A 17335-nucleotide genomic window follows, 5' to 3' on the forward strand; every position below is an offset into this window, starting at 1 on the left:
CAAAAATTTGCACCCCTGATGAACTACGACCCGAACGTTGTAGGTCATCCAGTTTTCACTACCAAAGATGGATACAGAGTTTACAATCCTCTTGTATTCATAATTGGCATGATGAAGTATGCCTTTAATGAAACTTATTCAGAATACTTCTTTCAGGCTATTCCCCCAGCCTTCTTCTGTCTGATTTCTGCGATTGTTCTTTTTGTGCTCACAAGTATTTTTGTAAATGCACATCAGAAAAATCAGCACATTCACGGAACTGCCCGTTTTGCTACCCGTAAAGACCTTAAGAAATACGGAATGCTTCAGCAGCATGGGGTTGTATGCGGTGAACTTTCAGAAGCAAGAGTGAATTACAAAATTGATGCAGAAAAAGCAGCTCTCACTCTTCACTGTAAGAAACCGGCACCTCTTGTCTGTCATTCGGGAAGAACAAATACTCTTTTGATTGCTCCTACCCGTTCGGGAAAAGGTGTTTCCTGCATAATTCCAACTCTATTGAATTACGGGATTCCGGTTTACAAGTGGATAAAGAAAAAGATTCTCTTCTTCAAAATCAGGACAAAGAAAGAAGTGAGCGGAAGAGGCAGTGTAGTTGTCTTTGACCCAAAGGGTGAAAACTGGGCAGCAACTGCAGGCTATCGTTCTAAGTTCAGCCGTGTAATCCCTTTCCGTCCTCTGGACCCGGATAATAAAACTGCTCATTACAATCCAATCTGGGAAATTCCAGATTCCCCTAGTGAAGCCTTCAGCTGGGCTGATACTATCGGCGAAATCTTCTTTGGTGGAGACACAGCAAAAGCAGCCACCGATGGTGCAACACAGTACTTCAACAATACTGCCCGCGACATTTTCTCTGGAGTTGTAATGCATGTTCGCTTTTCAAAAGACATTCCCTGGAAAGATAAGAATCTTGCCACCGTTCTTCATATTTTCTCATCTTCAACAAAGGATGATGAAAAGGAAGGCGAAGAAGAAAACTCAAAGGGGCCAGGCTGGGAAATGCTTGAAGCCATGATTAATGCTGACCACGGAAATGAACAAATCCATCAGCTGATTGTGGAAGCTGCAAACCGAAGCAAAATTCAGACACCTAAAGAGAGGGCATCCACCTACTCTACTGTCTTTAGTAAGATTTCGCTTTTCCAGGACCCACTTCTGGCACAGGCAACAGCATATTCAGATTTTAGCGTTGATGATTTTATCAATTCCAAGAACGGAATCAGTTTGTACCTGATTGTTCCCTACAACCATATCAAACGAATCAGTCCGGTCTTCAGAATGATAATCACCTTTATGATTAAGAAGTTCTCGGCTGGTGAAACAAACGCGAATGAAGTAAAGCTTAAGATTCCTTGTCTTTTCCTTCTCGACGAATTCCCTGTGCTTGGATTTTTTCCTGACATCGCGTTAAATGCTGGAATTTTGGCAGGTTATGGGGTCACCTTCTTTATAGTCTGCCAGGCCTTGAATCAGATTATCGATGTTTACGGCGAAAACCATCCTTTTCTGGATCACTGTAAAACAATCATCCTTTATGCACCCGGTTCACTTAAAGATGCAAGAACCTTTAGTGAATCAATCGGAAACCGTTCGGTGCTTCTGGATAACATCAGCGCAAGCGGAAATAAGTTTCAGGTGGGTTTTAACAATATTTCCCGTTCAAGTCAGGAAACAAGCACTTCACTTATCAATCCTGATGAGCTGATGAAGCTGGAGTTCAGCCGGGCAATTATCATGAATCAGGGAATGCCGCCTTATAAGGGCAAGAAGGTTGTGTACTACGAAGACCCGCGTTTTAAGACAAAGGCCTTTATGCCGGTTCCTGATTTTAAGGTGATTATGAATCAGATAAAGGGATTACCAAGTAATAGAAGGACTAAGAAGCAGGCGGGGGCGTTGCGGGGGTGTCCCCCGCTAGAAGGGGTAGCGACCAACGAAGTGGGCGCGCAGGGGGAGACTTCCCCCTCCTCTAAAGACCTGATTCTGAACACTAAGCCTGTAGAAAAGGAAAGCACTCAGCAGGCAATTGAAAGAATTGAAGCCATTGATGTAATCAGAGTTATTCCGGCTGATTATGACGTTTTCGCGGAGGACTAGAGCATGGGAAAAAATGAAGATGAAAAACCTGGACGTCTTGGTTCAACTGCGTCCGTAAGATTCAAGCCGCATACTGAATACCTTTTGGACTTGAAGAAAGATGAACTTGGAAAAAGCAGATCAGACACAATCAGATACATTGTGGACTGCTATTTTGATAAAGAGGTTCAGGACCCGGAACTCATTTTTGCGTCCTTAAACGACACAAAGCAGAGGGTTCAGGAGCTTGAGCGCCGTTTGAATCTGATAATGGTAGTTTTACTTGAACAGACAAAACGGCAGATACAGATGCTTCCTAATCGTAAGGCGGTTCCAGACGACGTAGCCGAAATCGAATTCGACAGATTCCTTGAGGCTGTGGAGCAGGAAATCAAAAAAAGCGACAGAGGAAGCATTGAATCAATGGTGCTGGATATTTACCAGCGCAGTGCAATGGGAGGTAACTAATTGGCTGGCATTGAAGGGTTCCAACAGCAGGTTAAGCAGGACAAGTGGATCCGTAACCTGGAAGATGATATGAAGCTGATCATCCCCTACATTGAAGACAAACGTGTTACCGACATTGCTATCGGAATTGGCGGAGAGCTGATTGTTGAAGGCATGGGCATGGGTAAGCAGTTCACCGGTATTTACTTCGATGATGCTACAACGACCCGCATTATCTATGCTTCTGCCGCAGTACTGGGAGTTACAATCGATCCTGATAACCCGATTGTTGAAGGTGTTCTTCCTAACTGGAAAATCCGTATTGAAGGGATTCTTCCTCCAAGGGCAACTGAAAACCCGATGTTCTTTATCCGCCGGCCACCGGCAACTGTCTTTAAGATGGAAAGCTATGTGGAAGGCGGAAGAATGACTCAGGAACAGTATGACCTTCTGGTAAAGCATATCCAGAAAAGAAGTAACATCATCATCGGTGGGGAAACAGGTTCGGGTAAAACAACACTGCTCAATGCCATTATCGATAAAATGCGCGAGTTTACGCCGGATGACCGCTTTTACATTGTAGAAGACGCCGGTGAAATTCAGTGCCATGCGCGGGACAGAGTAAACATCTGGGCCGCGGGTAAAGACACCCTGAAGGCGGTAGGAATTGCCTTGCGCTGTAATGTTTCAAGAATCATCTTTGGAGAGCTTCGCTACGGAGATGTAACTAACGAGGTTCTTAAAGCATGGAACACCGGACATACAGGAAACGCAAGTACAATCCACGCCGACAGTTGTCTGACCATGATTTCCAGAATCAAAGATTTGCTGAGGGAAGTTATTCCCGGCGAATTACCGGACATTGCACAAAGCGTGCAGCTTCTGGTTCATCTTAAACCGACCAATAACGGGCCGGTGGTAGATGAGATTCTTGAAACCAGCCAACTATCGAAGAACCGTTAAAAAAAAGGCTGCAACAGCGGGCTTTTTTAGGTTCAACAAGAAAATGGCTCCGAGCGAGACTAGCGAGCGAGGGCCAACTATCGAAGAGATAAAAGGGAACTAACGAAAAAAAGGGATTTCATTTTTACAAGATTTTCAAATTGTCAAAGGAGAAACAAATGAAATCTAATTTTTTTAAGTCTTTGAAAAAGACATGTGCATCTAAGAAGTTTTGGGCAATCGCAGCAGTATTTGCGCTTTGCGTCATTCCTACATTCGCCGCTTCTGGCGGTGACTCAATTGTTGAGCTTGATAACTGGGCAGACAAGATTCTTGAACTCTTCCAGTCGTCATGGGTAAAAGCAATTCTTCTGGTTGCTTTAATTGTGGAAGCTATCGGAATGGTCCTTGCTGGTCAGCAGGGTGGCGGCGGTCAGATGATTAAGAAGTTCGCACCATGGATTATCGGTACAATCATTCTTCTTTCGGCTTCAAGTATCTGCTCATACTTCCTTGGAGACCTTTCGTTCGAAGTTTCTCTGGCTCCGATGGTACAGGAAACTGTATCCGCAATGGCGTAAGACAAAGCATCCGGTGGAAAAGCTGCCGGATGCACAGGAGTCAGCATGAACGATATCAGTGTTTATGATTATTCGACACCCGTTCATAGAGTTTTGCTGGAACCGAATCTGCTTTTGGGCATTGGAATAATGCCTGCAATGCTGATTCTGGTTCTGACAATTGTACTGATGAACGTTGTAAGTATCTGGTGCGTAACAATCGGTGTGATTTTATATGTTGCAGCAAAAATGGTCTGCAAAAACGACCCTTATGCGCTCACTGTAATTTTTGACCGGCTTATGGCACCGGATATTTGGAGGGCAGATTGAAAATACCACATTTAGATTTACAGAAATTCAAAGAACCTCAGAACCAGCTCAAGTACGTACTTCCCTGGAGCTTTATTATCCAGCCGGGAGTATGTCTTCTTAAAAACGGAGCAATCATGACGACTTATCAGGTGGAATATCCTGATTTGGAATCTTCCTCTGCTCCAGAAATTGCAAGCATGGCGTCTCTCTTTAACAGAACAGCTATGACACTTGCACAGAATGAAGGCTGGGCTCTCTTCTTTGATGTAAAGCGATATAAAACAAAGGACTATCCTGCAGGAGAGTTTTCAAATCTTACAGGCTGGCTGATTGATCAGCGCAGAGCAGAAAACTATCACAAGTTCGGAGAACATTTTACAACTGAATATTACATCACCTTTGTGTATCAGCTTCCAAGTGATATTGATTCAAAGACAAACGGTCTCTTCTTCAAAAACACAAAGAAGCAGACAAAAGCAAAGTCTCAGTTTGTAAAGCATGAAAATCTTCCCAAGATTCAGAAAGAGGTTGAAAACTTCCTTGATGAATGCGAAAAGGTAATGGGAACTCTGGCTGTAAAGCTCTGGATTCACCGCCTTGATAACTCAGAACTTTTTTCATACATCAAAAGCTCAGTCTCGCTGAATAATCAGCAGCTGGTCTACCCGGAAGATACCTTCTTCTTTCTCGACAACTACCTTTGTGATATGGACGTGCGTAATTCCCAGCCGCTTAAAATTGGGGAGTTCTATGTACCTGTTATGGCTATTATGGATTTTCCAAATAAAACTTACCCTGCCATTTTTGACGGCTTGAACCGCACGATGACAGAGTTCCGCTGGACTACCCGCTTCATTCCGCTTTCAAAGGATAAATCTGCAAAGGAAGCGGAAAAATACCAGAACCGTTTCTACTCTGCACGTAAGTCAGGAATGACACTCTTCACCGAAATGGCGATGAACGTGGAAATCGACAAGGAAAATAAAGGCGCTCTTGAAATGGAAGCTCAGGCTTCTGACATTCAGGGTGATATTGCACTTGGCGAATACGTTCTGGGCTATTACACCTCAAACCTTATGGTCTGGGACAGAAAGCTTGAGTTTGCTAAGGAGAAAGCCCGCAAGTTGCAGCAGGTTGTTCGTGCCTGCGGATTTTCAGTAAAGGAAGAAACCTTTAACAACTGTCAGGCTTGGCTTGGAATGATGCCGGGTAACGTTTATGCAAATATCCGTCGCCCACTCATTTCTACAAAGAACTTTTCAAACATCATTCCGCTTAGTTCTGCATGGCAGGGAATGCTCTACAACGATTTTACAGAAGAAACCTGCGGAAGTGCAGTTCCGCTTTGTACCTGCTCGACAAGTTATGGAACGCCCTTCTTTTTGAATCTGAATGTCCGCGATGTAGGTCACACCTTCGTCTTCGGTCCGACAGGTGCGGGTAAGTCTACCCTGCTCGCTTTACTTATGGCTTCGGCCACAAAGTACAAGGATGCAAACATCATCTGTATTGATAAGCAGCTTTCGAGCCGTGCCTTTATGGTTGGCGGTGGCGGAATCTATGTAGAACCGGGAAAGGATGCTGTAGCCTTTCAGCCGCTTTCTGAACTCAAAGGTCCGGATGAAGGAACGGAAGCTGAATATAACGAAAGCCTTATGTGGTGTCAGCAGTTTATCGAAGGGCTCTTGAGTCAGCAGAACATAGAGACTACGCCAGAGATGAGCAAGGTAATTTCGGAAACCTTGCGACTTATTTCACTCAAGGAAAAAAGCCGCAGAACCCTTACCACTTTCCAGCAGTATGCAACCTATGCAGACCCGGAAAACGGGACAAACACAATCCGTATCGGTCTAGACCCATACTGTACCGGTGGCCAGTTCGGTTCAATTTTTGATTCAGATGAAACAAACCTGCCTCTTTCAAAACTGGTAACAATCGAAATGGGAAGTTTAATGCGTCTTAGCGAAAAGGCCGTTGCCCCTGCCCTTATGTACATCTTCAGATATCTGGAAAAACTCTGGAATGTACCGGCAGGACAGAAGCAGCCGCTCACCTTCCTTTTCCTTGATGAAGCATGGCTTTACCTTCAGCATCCGATTTTTGCGGGCTTCTTGCAGGAATGGCTTCGCACCCTCCGTAAGAAAAAGGTTTTCTGTATTTTCGCAACCCAGGAAGTAGCCGATGCTGCAAAATCATCTTTGAGCGATACAATCGCCCAGCAGTGTCTTACTAAGATCTACCTTGCAGATGAAAGTGCAACCAGCCCGGGACTTATGGAGAGCTACCGCTATTTCGGACTTACAGATTCCGAGATCCTTGCCCTGAGCAATGCAACCATGAAAAGGGATTACTACTTTAAGAATCCTAACGGCTGCAGAATGTTCACTCTGGACTTGGATGCCTTTCAGCTCGCTTTGATATCTCCAGACCATGAAATGCTGGATAAGATTGAAGCACAGAAAGGACGAAACACAATGGTGCCATTGGCTTTTGACATACTGGAAGCAACCAGACAAAAGATGGCAGATTTAGGGCGGGATACCAGAAGCCTGGAGTACGAAAAGTACAAGAGGATGCTGGAAGAATAAATATGAAAAACAACATGAGGAGTACCTATGAAATTAAAAAGAACAGTTATTGCAATTATTTTGAGTACAAGCATAGCCGTAAGCAGTGTAAGTGCAACCGGCTACCCCGTATTCGATATTTCCGGCTGGCTTACGGCCATCGACCAGTTATATCAGCAGTACGACATGGTTATGAACACCATTACTCAAATCGAAAATCAATATCAGCAGATTCAGCAGGCAGTAGAAAGAGCTAAGTCTATCGACTGGGACAATATCCGTTTTGACGGTGACTTTGATATTCGAAATGACATTAAGGATGCCAACAAACGCGTGAACAAGCTTTTGAACCAAACGCGGCAGATTAAGAACACCCTGACCAGTTCGAACATTGACTGTGGAAACGGCCGCTACTCTCTTGCAGACCTCTGCGGGATGGGAAGCCCGGATCACAACTTTTTCAGTGCCTGTAAGGATGTAGAAGCATACATGACAGACAGCATGAAGTTTTCAATCGATGCTATCGAAGGAAATCTGACTGAAAAGCAAAAAATGATGATCTGGCGTAAATACGGAATCAGCCCGAAGAATTATCTTTTTGTTCAGCAGTCTGTAGCGCAGGTAAAAACTCAGGCATCAAAGCTTATGGCAAAGGCAACGGATGAGGCGGTTCAGCTTCAGCGCGAGGATAGAATTGCAAAAACAAATGCGATTATTCAGGCAGCATATGCCCAGACCGACTCAGATGGAAACATGACCCAGGGAGCTGCAAACGAGGCAAATCTTTATCTTTCTCAGCAGGTGGTGGATGGTCTTATGAGCCTTGAAGAAGCAATAGATCAGATGGCAAGTCTTTCGGCAGCCCGCATGATAAACGAAGAAAACGAAAAGCAGGCAGAAGCTGATGAAATGGCCGCTGAACAGAGAAAGCAGGAAGCCTTTGATAACAAAGTTCCTGATTCCTTCCGTAAATAGGAGCTACAGATGGATCACGCATTTACTGGCTGGATTGACGTTCCAGTCGTTCAGGCAATCGAATATTTCTCTGGCGTAATGGCCACCTTCTACAAATGGGGAAGTCATTACGCCGTAGCCATCGGAACAATCGGCCTCTGCTGGTCAGCCTTCAAACTGGCCAACAGCCGCTTTACCGTAAAAGACTTCTGGTGGGACACCCTCTACAAATGGGTTTTATTTATTCTCTTTATGTCTATCTACCCTGTTGCAACAATGAGTATGCAGGCTCTAGGAAACAGAGTTGGAATTGATGCAGGAAGCGGCAAACAGGCAATAATTGATTCGCTGACAAGTATGAAAAACAGTATCGAATTTGATATTCAGGTTGGATATCAATTAGAAAGCGAATTGAATAAAGAACTGGGAAATATTACAGCCAAGACAGAGACTATAACCTTTGATACTGATTTTGGAGATTCAAACACCTACGATGAATTCATAGATAGATATTATGATGAAGTGAAGAATTCTACCTTCAATTCAAAATCGGCTAAGAAGGCGGCTTTGGAGAAAATTAACGAGTACCGGGAAAAGAATAAGTATCATAGTCTTTTTAGTAAGCGAACACTGAAGGCTATAAAAGACATTCTTGTTGAAAAGCTCCCAGACGGCTCGGACGGAGACAATCTTCTTCCTGAATATGTTGATTTGAATATCTGGCTCAAGGACGCTAAAGGAAATGATTCGTATTACATCTCTCCTGGAGCTATAATGCGAGTTGCCGTTCTTGGCTGTCAGATTCTTTGGGAGAAAAATCAGATTGCATATGCAATCGACATGGATGAAATCAGTGAAAGTGATGTAAACTTCATGAAAAAAGGGTTCGGCAAAATCACAGCCTCCTTTGCACATGTTCCAACTATGATTATGACAATGTTCTGCTGTATGGTGTTGGTTTTCTGTGCCATCTTTGCATGTATCCAATATCTGATGACTATTTTGGAATACACAATCGTTGTTGGAATTGGAGCCTTCTTTATCCCCTTCATTCTTTTTGATGGAACAAAGGAACTGCCTAAAAAACTGGTTCCAGTCTTTATGGGCTTTCTGATTAAGACGGTTGTGATTACAATCTGCATGTTTTTCGTATTCTATCTATTTATTCAGGAAACTGTAGATATTATGACGGATAATGGTGGTATGAACTGGGTAAGCTTTGTAACAATTATCTTCACCTGTGTAATCGGCTTTGTTCTAACTCAGAACGCTCCAAAGATTGCACAGACATTGATGACAGGACAGCCTCAGCTTTCTATGGGTGAACTCGTAACCGCTGCAGGAACTCTTGCAATGGGAACCTTCAAGGGTGCAAAGGCCGCAGGTCATGTAACACAAGAAGGAAGCCGAAAGGTTGCACAGGGAGCCGTAAATGCTCATGGAACTGCAGCCAAGCTTAACAGCGCAAGAAAAGCAGCTTCAAGTTCCGCAAAAGACCTTGGAGCAAGCGTCGCCCAGCAGAGAATGGCAGGAGCAAAGGGAATGTTTGCAGCAGCTTCAACCGATTTGAAAGACAAAGTCCGAAGTGCCGGAAACAACTTCCTCCACGGAGGCGGAAAAGCAGGACCAGGCGGACATGGCGGAGGAGCCGGTGGCGGAGCTCAGGCACACCAGCGCAGCGGCCAGAATACATCCCGCGAACTCGGACCAGAAGATTCAAGAACCTTGAACCACACTTCAAATCCGACATTCCAGGGAGCAACGAAGTTCGACACCGCAACCCAGAGCAACGTAAACATGACCCGCAAAGAATTCTACGACGAAAAACGTGACCAGGGCAAAAACATCGGCAACACCGTAGCCCTCAACCTGATGACCGCCGCAGAACAAAAGAATCAGGCTCAGAAGAAAAACACCAGCCTCGGTGATATGCTGACTGACGGAGTAAGGGCCAATGAGTAAATGATTAAAGGGGATGCCCCTCGTAAAGTGTGAAGAGCATCCCCTTTTTCAGATTTTAGCAAAAAGTCAGAAAGTTCCTGAGCCCGTCAGCCTTGTGGCTTACTCTTCAATGAATTACTCTTCCTTTATCATCAATTTTGATTTCAGGAGCTTCTTTCACCTTCTGTTTGAAGGCCTTTTCTTCTGCTCCGCTGCATACCCTCTCTACAAGCTCTTCCTGTGTAAAGCAATGAGTAACTTTGTTAGAAGCAAAGAAATGATATGTACATTTTTGTCCTTTGTAAGGGCCCTCTTCAAGGACACAAGAAGAATAAACTCCAGCAATATAGATATCCTCAGTCATTCTAAAAATTGACTCGATATCTTCTTTTGTTGGAGGACAGTAAATTACCTGGATTGGACCATCAACTGCAATGTGGTCGATACGACGAACCAAATCATCCTCTTCGATTTTATGAGTTATGTAAGCTTTATCTGTTATGATATAGAAAGCCTGGCCCCAGTTAAATTCCGTTGCATCATAAGGGGTGTCAAAGGCCTGGTATTTACCATGCTCTAATAAATCCTGGCTTTCAAGGATTTTGTAAAATCTGAAATTAAGTGTATTTGAATTTATCATATTATTTCTCCCTCTAGTCTTATTTTGTTAACATGCACACTGATTTGCTAAATTGAAGCAGTCGTTTATATCTTCCTGAAGATTAAAAAACTGGCTCATGTAAAGTTTTAATTCTTCTTTTGTTTCTACCTTCTTAAAGGCCTGTTCTGCTTGTTTTTTAAGCTGCTCAAATTTATCTGCCCTATCAGAATTGATGAGAGACATATCAACTTCACCTACCCGAACAGATATCTCACGGTCTTTAAGAATTGAAAAATCAAAATCGAAGTTAAACTCTTCTGCACAGAAGGGACCTTCAAGAGCATCCTTAAACTTTGAAACTTTATAAAGGTCTGCTGCAAGGCTCATAAGCATTCGCTTTTTGTTATAAGGCAGAAGTGTATAAAGACGATTGCGAAGACCGGCAAAAGGAGTATCTGTTACAACGAGCACTCTAGTTCTACGTAGTTTGCGGGCAAGCTTTCTTGAAACACTGCGCATTAAGCGATAAAGCTTTGACAGAGAAAGCTTGTTTAGTTTTGTAAAGCGCTTGTATTCAGGAAGCAGCACATCATTAAGAGTAACAAATTTTTCGGCAATGCTATAAAGCATAAGTTTAATGTAAGCATCAGTTTTCTTTGTTGTTTTGTTTTTGTTCATTACAAATCTCATATTCACACGCTCCTTAATTGTTTTTATTTTTCTGGTTTTCCTTAGCTTCCAGATATTCTAACAATTCATCCCAAATTGGGAGTTTTGGCAGTTGGATTATGGCAAAGTCTTCCATCAAATCCCCATCTACTCCCTGGAAGAAGGCTTTCCAATCAAACTCTTTTTCAGACTCTTTTGAATCTGCTATATTCATTATTTCATCAAGTAATTCATCACCTTCAAGCTTTTCGAGTGCATAACCGCTTTCCTTAGAACAGTAGTCTTGCCAAATAAAACGCTTTCCTGCATAAAGCGCGACAGTGCTTTCCGGAATCTTATAGTCCTCTGCAATTCGCTTTAGCTCAGTACGTATAAATTTTCGATTTTCTGCTCCTTTGAAAATTTCTTCCAAAAGCGTAAAATCATACTTTATATTTTCAGTTGTGTTGTCAGGTTTTGATTTTGTTTTGATTTTTGAGTTCTTTGTTCTCTTAATAATTGTTCTAATTTTTTCTTTCTTCATAAGCTACCCCCTATTAAAATTGTTCTTTAAAAGGCCACCTGCAACCTTACTCACCTTCCCTAAATTTTCAAAAAACCTTTACTTCTTCTCAAAAAAAAGCATTAGAGAAATATAGTGCGAAATGTCTTAGTGTAAAACTTTTGAGGAAAATAAATTGTGTAGCTTTTTAATGTTTTAAAACATCCCCCAGCGTATAATAATCCCCTTCATCCTTTTTAGGCGGATAAATCATATCGCTGAATCGGACTGCAGCCTGATGAAGCTCTTCGGGAGTTATACTGAAAATTTCATTTGTAAAATAAAACTTCGGATCCTCTTGAGAAAGCAGAAAAGAAAAAATGATGTATCTTATTGAAAGAAGATCTTTTTCATTAAAATTATAATCGACTATTTCCTTGAAGCATTTTTTTATGGCTTCTATTGTTTTTTCTGGCTTATCGGTTGAATCAGAAGCTATGACAAAATCCGCAGGATATTTATAAAAAAATCCACCACCATAAATTCTGCCAAGTTTTCTAAGCTTTCGAGGAATATAATATTGCAAAAAGAACATCAGGGCATATTCAGAATAATATTCCCGACTTAACAATTGAGAAGCTCGCAAGATGATACTGCAGGATTTTTTATCTATCTCTGTATAAACATCAGGATGTTTTCTATCTCTGGCTGCTATTTCCCATTTGTGACCTTCAAAATCCTTCCACAGACTTTCTTCTAAATTATCATTTTTTAAATCATAATCTAGAATATTATGAGGAGCCATTATCTTATACGCAGTCTCCCGCAAGTCCCGTGCCTGCCATTCATGCAGTTTTTCTAACTTACTCTGATATTCCTGGGGTGTAAACTTTGAAAGATATTCCGAAATGACTTTTGTTATAGATTTTTTGGGAGGAAGAGGTTCTGGAGTAAAGGTTTCATTATTTACCGACCAGTAATCCGCAAAACTTTCAGAAACCTTACGGTCAGCAACTTTTTGCAAAAATTCTTTAATTGTAAGAGCCTTTTGTTTTTGCGGCTTTGGAACTTTAAACTTTTCTTCCAGTTCTGGAATAAACTTATCTACCTGCAAAAGTACATCATCTAAGGCTGCCGTGCCCTCATAATTAAAAAGACAATTGTCGGGTCTGTAATACTTTTTATGATATTCTCTAATTTTATCATTTGTAAGTTCATGAAGTTTATAATAGATTCCCCCAACACAATAGGTTTCTGGTGGTCTACTTCTCATCTCATTATAAACAACACCAACGATGTCTTTTTTTCGACCATCTCCATTTGCATCAAACTCAACATGAAAGCATTCCTGCAAAAAGGCTTCTTCTGTAAGGCTTGGAAAAAAAACATAATCTTCTAATATGGGAATTAATTTAAAGACTTCAGCTTCATCATTTGAATTAAAAAAATAAGTAGTACTATATTCATCAGTAAAAGCATTACTTGAAGAAAATAAAGCAAAGCGCTGCAATTCCCATATATCAACATCATACTTCTGAGACCCTTTCAAGACACAATGTTCTAGCACATGGCTGGTTCCCAGATACTGCTCCTCTATAGGAGTCCTGAAAGTAAATGAGAATCCAGATTCCCAAGTTTCATACTGATGATATGCAATTTCGAGTCCAGTTTTTTTGTGTCTGAGATAAGACCAGGTTTCTTTGTCTTTTTGAAAAGTCTCCAGTAATTCGTAATCGTTGTTACACATAATGAAATAATGTTTAATGCTCTAGTTCCTTTTAGAATTAATCTTAATTGAATCATCCACCAGATTTTGTTCATTAGTCATATAATCCCTCTTTTCCATCAATGAAAGATTTAATACGCCTAATGAACTCATTTTCTTGCTCTTTAATTGAGCCATCATTTCCCGGATCACAAACCGCAAAAACACCAAATTTTGCTGGTGCATCATCAATAGAGTACATCTGATCCACATTATTAGTATGTTTGTCGTATGAAACTTTTGTTGGATAAATTAATGCTGCACCACAAAAATTATCTTTATTCTTCAATGAATAATAATAAGAATATGCATGAAGTTGCCTAATATCGTTATTATCTACATCTTCATATTCTTTATCAAATCTCATGGACTTAAATTTAGCATCAAAAACAAAAATCCTTCCATTTTTTTTGTTAATTAAAACCAAATCCGGCCTATTATTCTTGTGATAAAAAGTCCCATCATAAAATGATATAACCGTTTGAGCATTAACGTTCCAATCCTGAAGATTTAATCTCAGCAAATTATACAGATACATTTCCCAAAGGAATGAAGCATCAATGAGATAACCGCTAACCCCATTAATTTTAGTATTTTTACCAGAATTTAAATCATCGTTATTTAGTAATACTTGAGCATATTGAAGTGGACGCTTAAAATCGGAATATAAACTATTCAATAATACTTTCTCTTTGAGAATATTTTTTATTACTCCTTTAGAACATTTTTTGTGAGAATAATTGTCCTTTAAATATATTTTCAAGCGTGAAACCTCTGGTAATTCTGAGCTTTTACTTATTTCACACTTTTTAGTTGCTTCATAAAGGACATCAATTATGTTTTGAATATCTTTCATTGTTTGATATTTATAAGTAATTTTTTTATCAAACATTAAAATATCATTATTAACATAGTCTTCGATATCTATTTCGCCCTTAATATCATATCCACGATCTTTCTCAGTAATATACCTTTTAGGAAATGACTTGCTAGCAACCTTCCTTAAAGACATTAAAAACAAGTACTGTATTAACAATGAATATATACTTTCGTTTTCTGAAGTAGATCCTTTTACACTAGTGTCTGCGTATATACCACAACAGTAATTGAGTATTCTTTTAAAGAATAGTTCACTCACACCTGTAGTAATTTCAATACTCGGTATCTTTTCCCCAAAATATACCATTCCACAATATAACCCGGTTGAAATAGTATATTTGTCATTTTTTTGTTCTATTCTAAATATCAATTTTTCACGATCAGAACTAGAATCATTTTTTAAAGCACCATAATTATCTAACTTAATAAGTTCAAATTGATTACTAGTATCTAAAGAAGCAAAATACATCTTTTTATCTAAAAGCTTTTTGCAAGCTTCATCAATTTTACTGTCATTTTTTTTGCTTTCTTTTATAAGTATTTTTCGAGAAAAATCAAAATCGTAGAATTGAGTATAAATTGTAGTTTTTAAGCTTAATGTTTCCTTTGCCATAAGTTTCTCTATTTAATTCCGAAAGCTTCTCTTGCTTCCGTTAATTTGTTTTCAACTTCTGTTTCATCTACAATTTGTCTAATATATTCTTTGATTGTTCCAGCTATATAGTTTTCAAATACAGATTTTTTCTTATCCGCCGTTATTTTTTTACTTCTCGAGGAAATTTGTTCGCTGACTTTTAAGAAGAATGAATGTCCAATTTCGAAATTTCTACCAAGCTTTAATTCTCTATCACAAATAAAATCATTAAGTGATTTGCATGACTCAACATATTCATTGACATTACATTGATCTTCAACTTTATTAATTAATACATCGTTGATTACATCGTAATTACAGTATTTTGTAATCCATTTAAATCTTCTTCTTAATGCCAAATCAAATGCATCAATGCTTCTGTCAACATCGTTCATAATTCCAATGAAATGAATATTAAAAGGTATTCCAAAAACAACTTCGTCATCTACCCTTTTATAAATTAAATTAACATCATCTCTGGCTTTCACTACAGATGATAAAGCTGTAGAAATTAAATTGTTATTTACGTTTTTATAACCATCTTTAGGGTTTGAGAAGTCATAATCTCTATAATCTTTTTCTAATAAAGTAAACGTCTCTCCGAAGATATTAGAAAGATTCCCTCTGTTAATTTCATCAACAACAAAATAATAATGTGGCCAATCTTTAATATTTGTTGGTCTTCCATTGTCATCATTTTTACATTTGTTATTTAAAAAGAAAGCTTCATTTTCTTTTCTAACTTTTATACAGAAATCTTTTAAAGAGCCGTTAACAACATCTAATTTTAAGTTCCCATTATTATCAATTCCTAAAGGCTTGATTCCTTCAATGAAGTCCTGGTATGAAAAAGATGGATGAAATTGAATATATTTCTTCTCTTTATATTTATTGGAGTCAATCTTTTGAAGTTTTTCTATTCCTTTTGAAACTCCGAACGTTTTACCAGTCCCTGGAGCGCCGTTAAATATTACATTTATATTATTAAAATCTGACAATTCATTCGTATTGTAGCTAGAATCACTTAAGAATCGTAAGAAACAATAAAGCTTAATATATTTTTCTTTTGAATCTGATTCTTTAATGTCTGCATATTCCTTTGCAGCTGAATATACTGTCTTATTCTTCTCAAGAAATGTTTCACAATCACTTGTATCAACTTCCAAGATAGAAGAAAGAACCGAAGTTGCATCAGTATCTTTATCACCAAAGAACCACATAAATGCATGCTTATAAGGAGAATTATCCATGACAGAACATAAAATAGAAATTTTTCTAAGAATGGCCTTAGACCTAAATTTTATATAATTTTCTTCTTTTTCAATTTTATATATATCATCCAATTGCTTAGCAGAAGCAATATCTTTTAGTAAACATTTTATCTTTGTATCATAATAGTTTTCTAATTCAGATATGTTCTCAATTTCTTTATTATGGCTTTCTTTGTCTTCGTCATAAATATTGGTATATTTGTTTTTTCTTTTTTTATCGTCGCCGGTGTACTGATAAATCATCACCTGATCATAGTTACCAATTCTGGAATGTCCAAAGTTTTGTTCCTTGGTATCCAAAAAATCAGGCAAATATCCATTATCATTTTTCAACCATCTATCTAATTGCAATCCATCTGGTGAAACTATTTCATCATAATAAGTTTTCCAATTTTTAACGGAAGCATCCCATTCTCCTTCGTCAAAATATCCAGCCTCACTATTTGCATTAAATTTATCAAACATTGATTTAAATTCATCTTTATTCATATTTGCCTCGTAAGCGTTGTTTTAAGTTTCTGATTTCCAAGATTATAATTATCTAACGTTGTTAATTATTCCATCAATAATAATCTTTGCACATTCCTGATTAAAATAGAATAGATATCCTTCATTTCCAGTTCCATTTCTATTGAATGGAGCAACCTTTTCAGGCTGTGCAGATAATAATTGTTCTTTAAGCTCGACAGGCTGAACTGAATTCGCTAAATGTGCATACAAAGTGTGCAACAATCTTCCATGCTCAGGTTTATCTAAATCGTACGGCTTATCCGCATCACGAGCTTCACTCTGAGCTTCGCTTATTGCTGCCACATGTTGATTAGTTTCATGAAAAATAATATCGCCCGTTTTTACATCTCCGATACTTTCCCAAAAACGAATAGTACGATTATCTGGAGAATGAGGGCAAAAAAGACAATTATTTTGCACCTCTTTATTAAAAGATTTCGATTGAAAAACATAGAAAAAATTTGGTCTCTCTGTACAGGCAGTTTTATAGGTATTGTCTGTTGTCTTTATTATCAATTTTACTGAAACTAATTCAGAAATTGCATTGTGAATTTCCTCTTTATTATTTGTATTTCTGTTTGAAAATAATTTAGTAATCTGATCTAAAGTAAGTTCTTCTCCATAAGCCTTAAGAAGAATTCTAATTTTGTCTGTCATGTTTGTCATTTTTTTGTACTCCTAATAACATAAGATTATAACACACTTTATTTATTTAATCGTCAT

15 protein-coding genes are annotated in these 17335 nt (G+C 39.0%); 8 read left to right on the forward strand and 7 right to left on the reverse strand.

Features of this window, described 5'->3' with window-relative positions; all coding sequences use genetic code 11:
* The first annotated feature begins 18 nt into the window (after window positions 1-18).
* The 8 genes from BM161_RS10480 (at window position 19) to BM161_RS10515 (ending at window position 9823) form a co-directional block, all read left to right on the forward strand.
* Window positions 19-2100, forward strand: a complete 2082-nt coding sequence (locus tag BM161_RS10480; RefSeq protein ID WP_244882794.1) for a type IV secretory system conjugative DNA transfer family protein — start codon at window positions 19-21, stop codon at window positions 2098-2100.
* A 3-nt stretch (window positions 2101-2103) separates the two neighbouring features.
* Entirely contained in the window at window positions 2104-2547 is a 444-nt protein-coding gene (locus BM161_RS10485) for a hypothetical protein (protein WP_074932490.1), read from the forward strand.
* Window positions 2548-3489: an ATPase, T2SS/T4P/T4SS family gene (locus BM161_RS10490; protein ID WP_074932492.1), complete on the forward strand. Its 942-nt coding sequence runs from the start codon at window positions 2548-2550 to the stop codon at window positions 3487-3489. It begins immediately after the preceding gene.
* A 158-nt stretch (window positions 3490-3647) separates the two neighbouring features.
* Window positions 3648-4049 carry a TrbC/VirB2 family protein gene (locus tag BM161_RS10495; RefSeq protein ID WP_074932493.1) on the forward strand — a complete coding sequence of 134 codons (402 nt, stop codon included), beginning with the start codon at window positions 3648-3650 and terminating at the stop codon, window positions 4047-4049.
* 45 nt (window positions 4050-4094) lie between these two features.
* Window positions 4095-4358: a VirB3 family type IV secretion system protein gene (locus BM161_RS10500; RefSeq protein ID WP_074932495.1), complete on the forward strand. Its 264-nt coding sequence runs from the start codon at window positions 4095-4097 to the stop codon at window positions 4356-4358.
* The gene (locus BM161_RS10505; RefSeq protein ID WP_074932496.1) at window positions 4355-6928 is read left to right on the forward strand and encodes a TraG/VirB4 family ATPase; all 2574 of its coding nucleotides are present in this window, start codon (window positions 4355-4357) and stop codon (window positions 6926-6928) included. Before BM161_RS10500 ends, BM161_RS10505 begins: the two co-directional genes overlap by 4 nt.
* 27 nt (window positions 6929-6955) lie before the next feature.
* Entirely contained in the window at window positions 6956-7882 is a 927-nt protein-coding gene (locus tag BM161_RS10510; protein ID WP_074932497.1) for a hypothetical protein, read from the forward strand.
* 9 nt (window positions 7883-7891) lie between these two features.
* Complete coding sequence (locus tag BM161_RS10515) at window positions 7892-9823, forward strand: type IV secretion system protein (protein ID WP_074932499.1); 1932 nt, start codon at window positions 7892-7894, stop codon at window positions 9821-9823.
* A 106-nt stretch (window positions 9824-9929) separates the two neighbouring features.
* Here BM161_RS10515 and BM161_RS10520 read toward each other — a convergent pair whose 3' ends face one another.
* From BM161_RS10520 to BM161_RS10550, 7 genes are all read right to left on the reverse strand, one after another.
* On the reverse strand, window positions 9930-10442 hold the full coding sequence (locus BM161_RS10520; RefSeq protein WP_074932500.1) for a hypothetical protein: 513 nt from the start codon (window positions 10440-10442) through the stop codon (window positions 9930-9932).
* Between the two features lie 27 nt (window positions 10443-10469).
* Complete coding sequence (locus BM161_RS10525; protein WP_074932502.1) at window positions 10470-11081, reverse strand: hypothetical protein; 612 nt, start codon at window positions 11079-11081, stop codon at window positions 10470-10472.
* A 25-nt stretch (window positions 11082-11106) separates the two neighbouring features.
* Window positions 11107-11595: a hypothetical protein gene (locus tag BM161_RS10530; protein WP_074932503.1), complete on the reverse strand. Its 489-nt coding sequence runs from the start codon at window positions 11593-11595 to the stop codon at window positions 11107-11109.
* 166 nt (window positions 11596-11761) lie between these two features.
* Window positions 11762-13300, reverse strand: a complete 1539-nt coding sequence (locus tag BM161_RS10535) for an insulinase family protein (protein WP_074932504.1) — start codon at window positions 13298-13300, stop codon at window positions 11762-11764.
* Between the two features lie 73 nt (window positions 13301-13373).
* Complete coding sequence (locus tag BM161_RS10540; RefSeq protein WP_074932506.1) at window positions 13374-14810, reverse strand: 5-methylcytosine restriction system specificity protein McrC; 1437 nt, start codon at window positions 14808-14810, stop codon at window positions 13374-13376.
* Window positions 14811-14818: 8 nt separating this feature from the next.
* Entirely contained in the window at window positions 14819-16591 is a 1773-nt protein-coding gene (locus BM161_RS10545; protein ID WP_074932508.1) for an McrB family protein, read from the reverse strand.
* 48 nt (window positions 16592-16639) lie between these two features.
* Window positions 16640-17278: a hypothetical protein gene (locus BM161_RS10550; protein ID WP_074932510.1), complete on the reverse strand. Its 639-nt coding sequence runs from the start codon at window positions 17276-17278 to the stop codon at window positions 16640-16642.
* Window positions 17279-17335 lie beyond the last annotated feature (57 nt).

The organism is Treponema bryantii (genome assembly GCF_900113965.1).
GTDB lineage: Bacteria > Spirochaetota > Spirochaetia > Treponematales > Treponemataceae > Treponema_D > Treponema_D bryantii_A.

Bases quoted from the DNA above. Each gene is read 5' to 3' on its own strand.
- BM161_RS10480 (WP_244882794.1), top strand. From the start codon at position 19: ATGAACTACGACCCGAACGTTGTAGGTCATCCAGTTTTCACTACCAAA.
- BM161_RS10485 (WP_074932490.1), top strand. From the start codon at position 2,104: ATGGGAAAAAATGAAGATGAAAAACCTGGACGTCTTGGTTCAACTGCG.
- BM161_RS10495 (WP_074932493.1), top strand. From the start codon at position 3,648: ATGAAATCTAATTTTTTTAAGTCTTTGAAAAAGACATGTGCATCTAAG.
- BM161_RS10500 (WP_074932495.1), top strand. From the start codon at position 4,095: ATGAACGATATCAGTGTTTATGATTATTCGACACCCGTTCATAGAGTT.
- BM161_RS10510 (WP_074932497.1), top strand. From the start codon at position 6,956: ATGAAATTAAAAAGAACAGTTATTGCAATTATTTTGAGTACAAGCATA.
- BM161_RS10515 (WP_074932499.1), top strand. From the start codon at position 7,892: ATGGATCACGCATTTACTGGCTGGATTGACGTTCCAGTCGTTCAGGCA.
- BM161_RS10520 (WP_074932500.1), bottom strand. From the start codon at position 10,442: ATGATAAATTCAAATACACTTAATTTCAGATTTTACAAAATCCTTGAA.
- BM161_RS10525 (WP_074932502.1), bottom strand. From the start codon at position 11,081: ATGAACAAAAACAAAACAACAAAGAAAACTGATGCTTACATTAAACTT.
- BM161_RS10530 (WP_074932503.1), bottom strand. From the start codon at position 11,595: ATGAAGAAAGAAAAAATTAGAACAATTATTAAGAGAACAAAGAACTCA.
- BM161_RS10535 (WP_074932504.1), bottom strand. From the start codon at position 13,300: ATGTGTAACAACGATTACGAATTACTGGAGACTTTTCAAAAAGACAAA.
- BM161_RS10540 (WP_074932506.1), bottom strand. From the start codon at position 14,810: ATGGCAAAGGAAACATTAAGCTTAAAAACTACAATTTATACTCAATTC.
- BM161_RS10545 (WP_074932508.1), bottom strand. From the start codon at position 16,591: ATGAATAAAGATGAATTTAAATCAATGTTTGATAAATTTAATGCAAAT.
- BM161_RS10550 (WP_074932510.1), bottom strand. From the start codon at position 17,278: ATGACAAACATGACAGACAAAATTAGAATTCTTCTTAAGGCTTATGGA.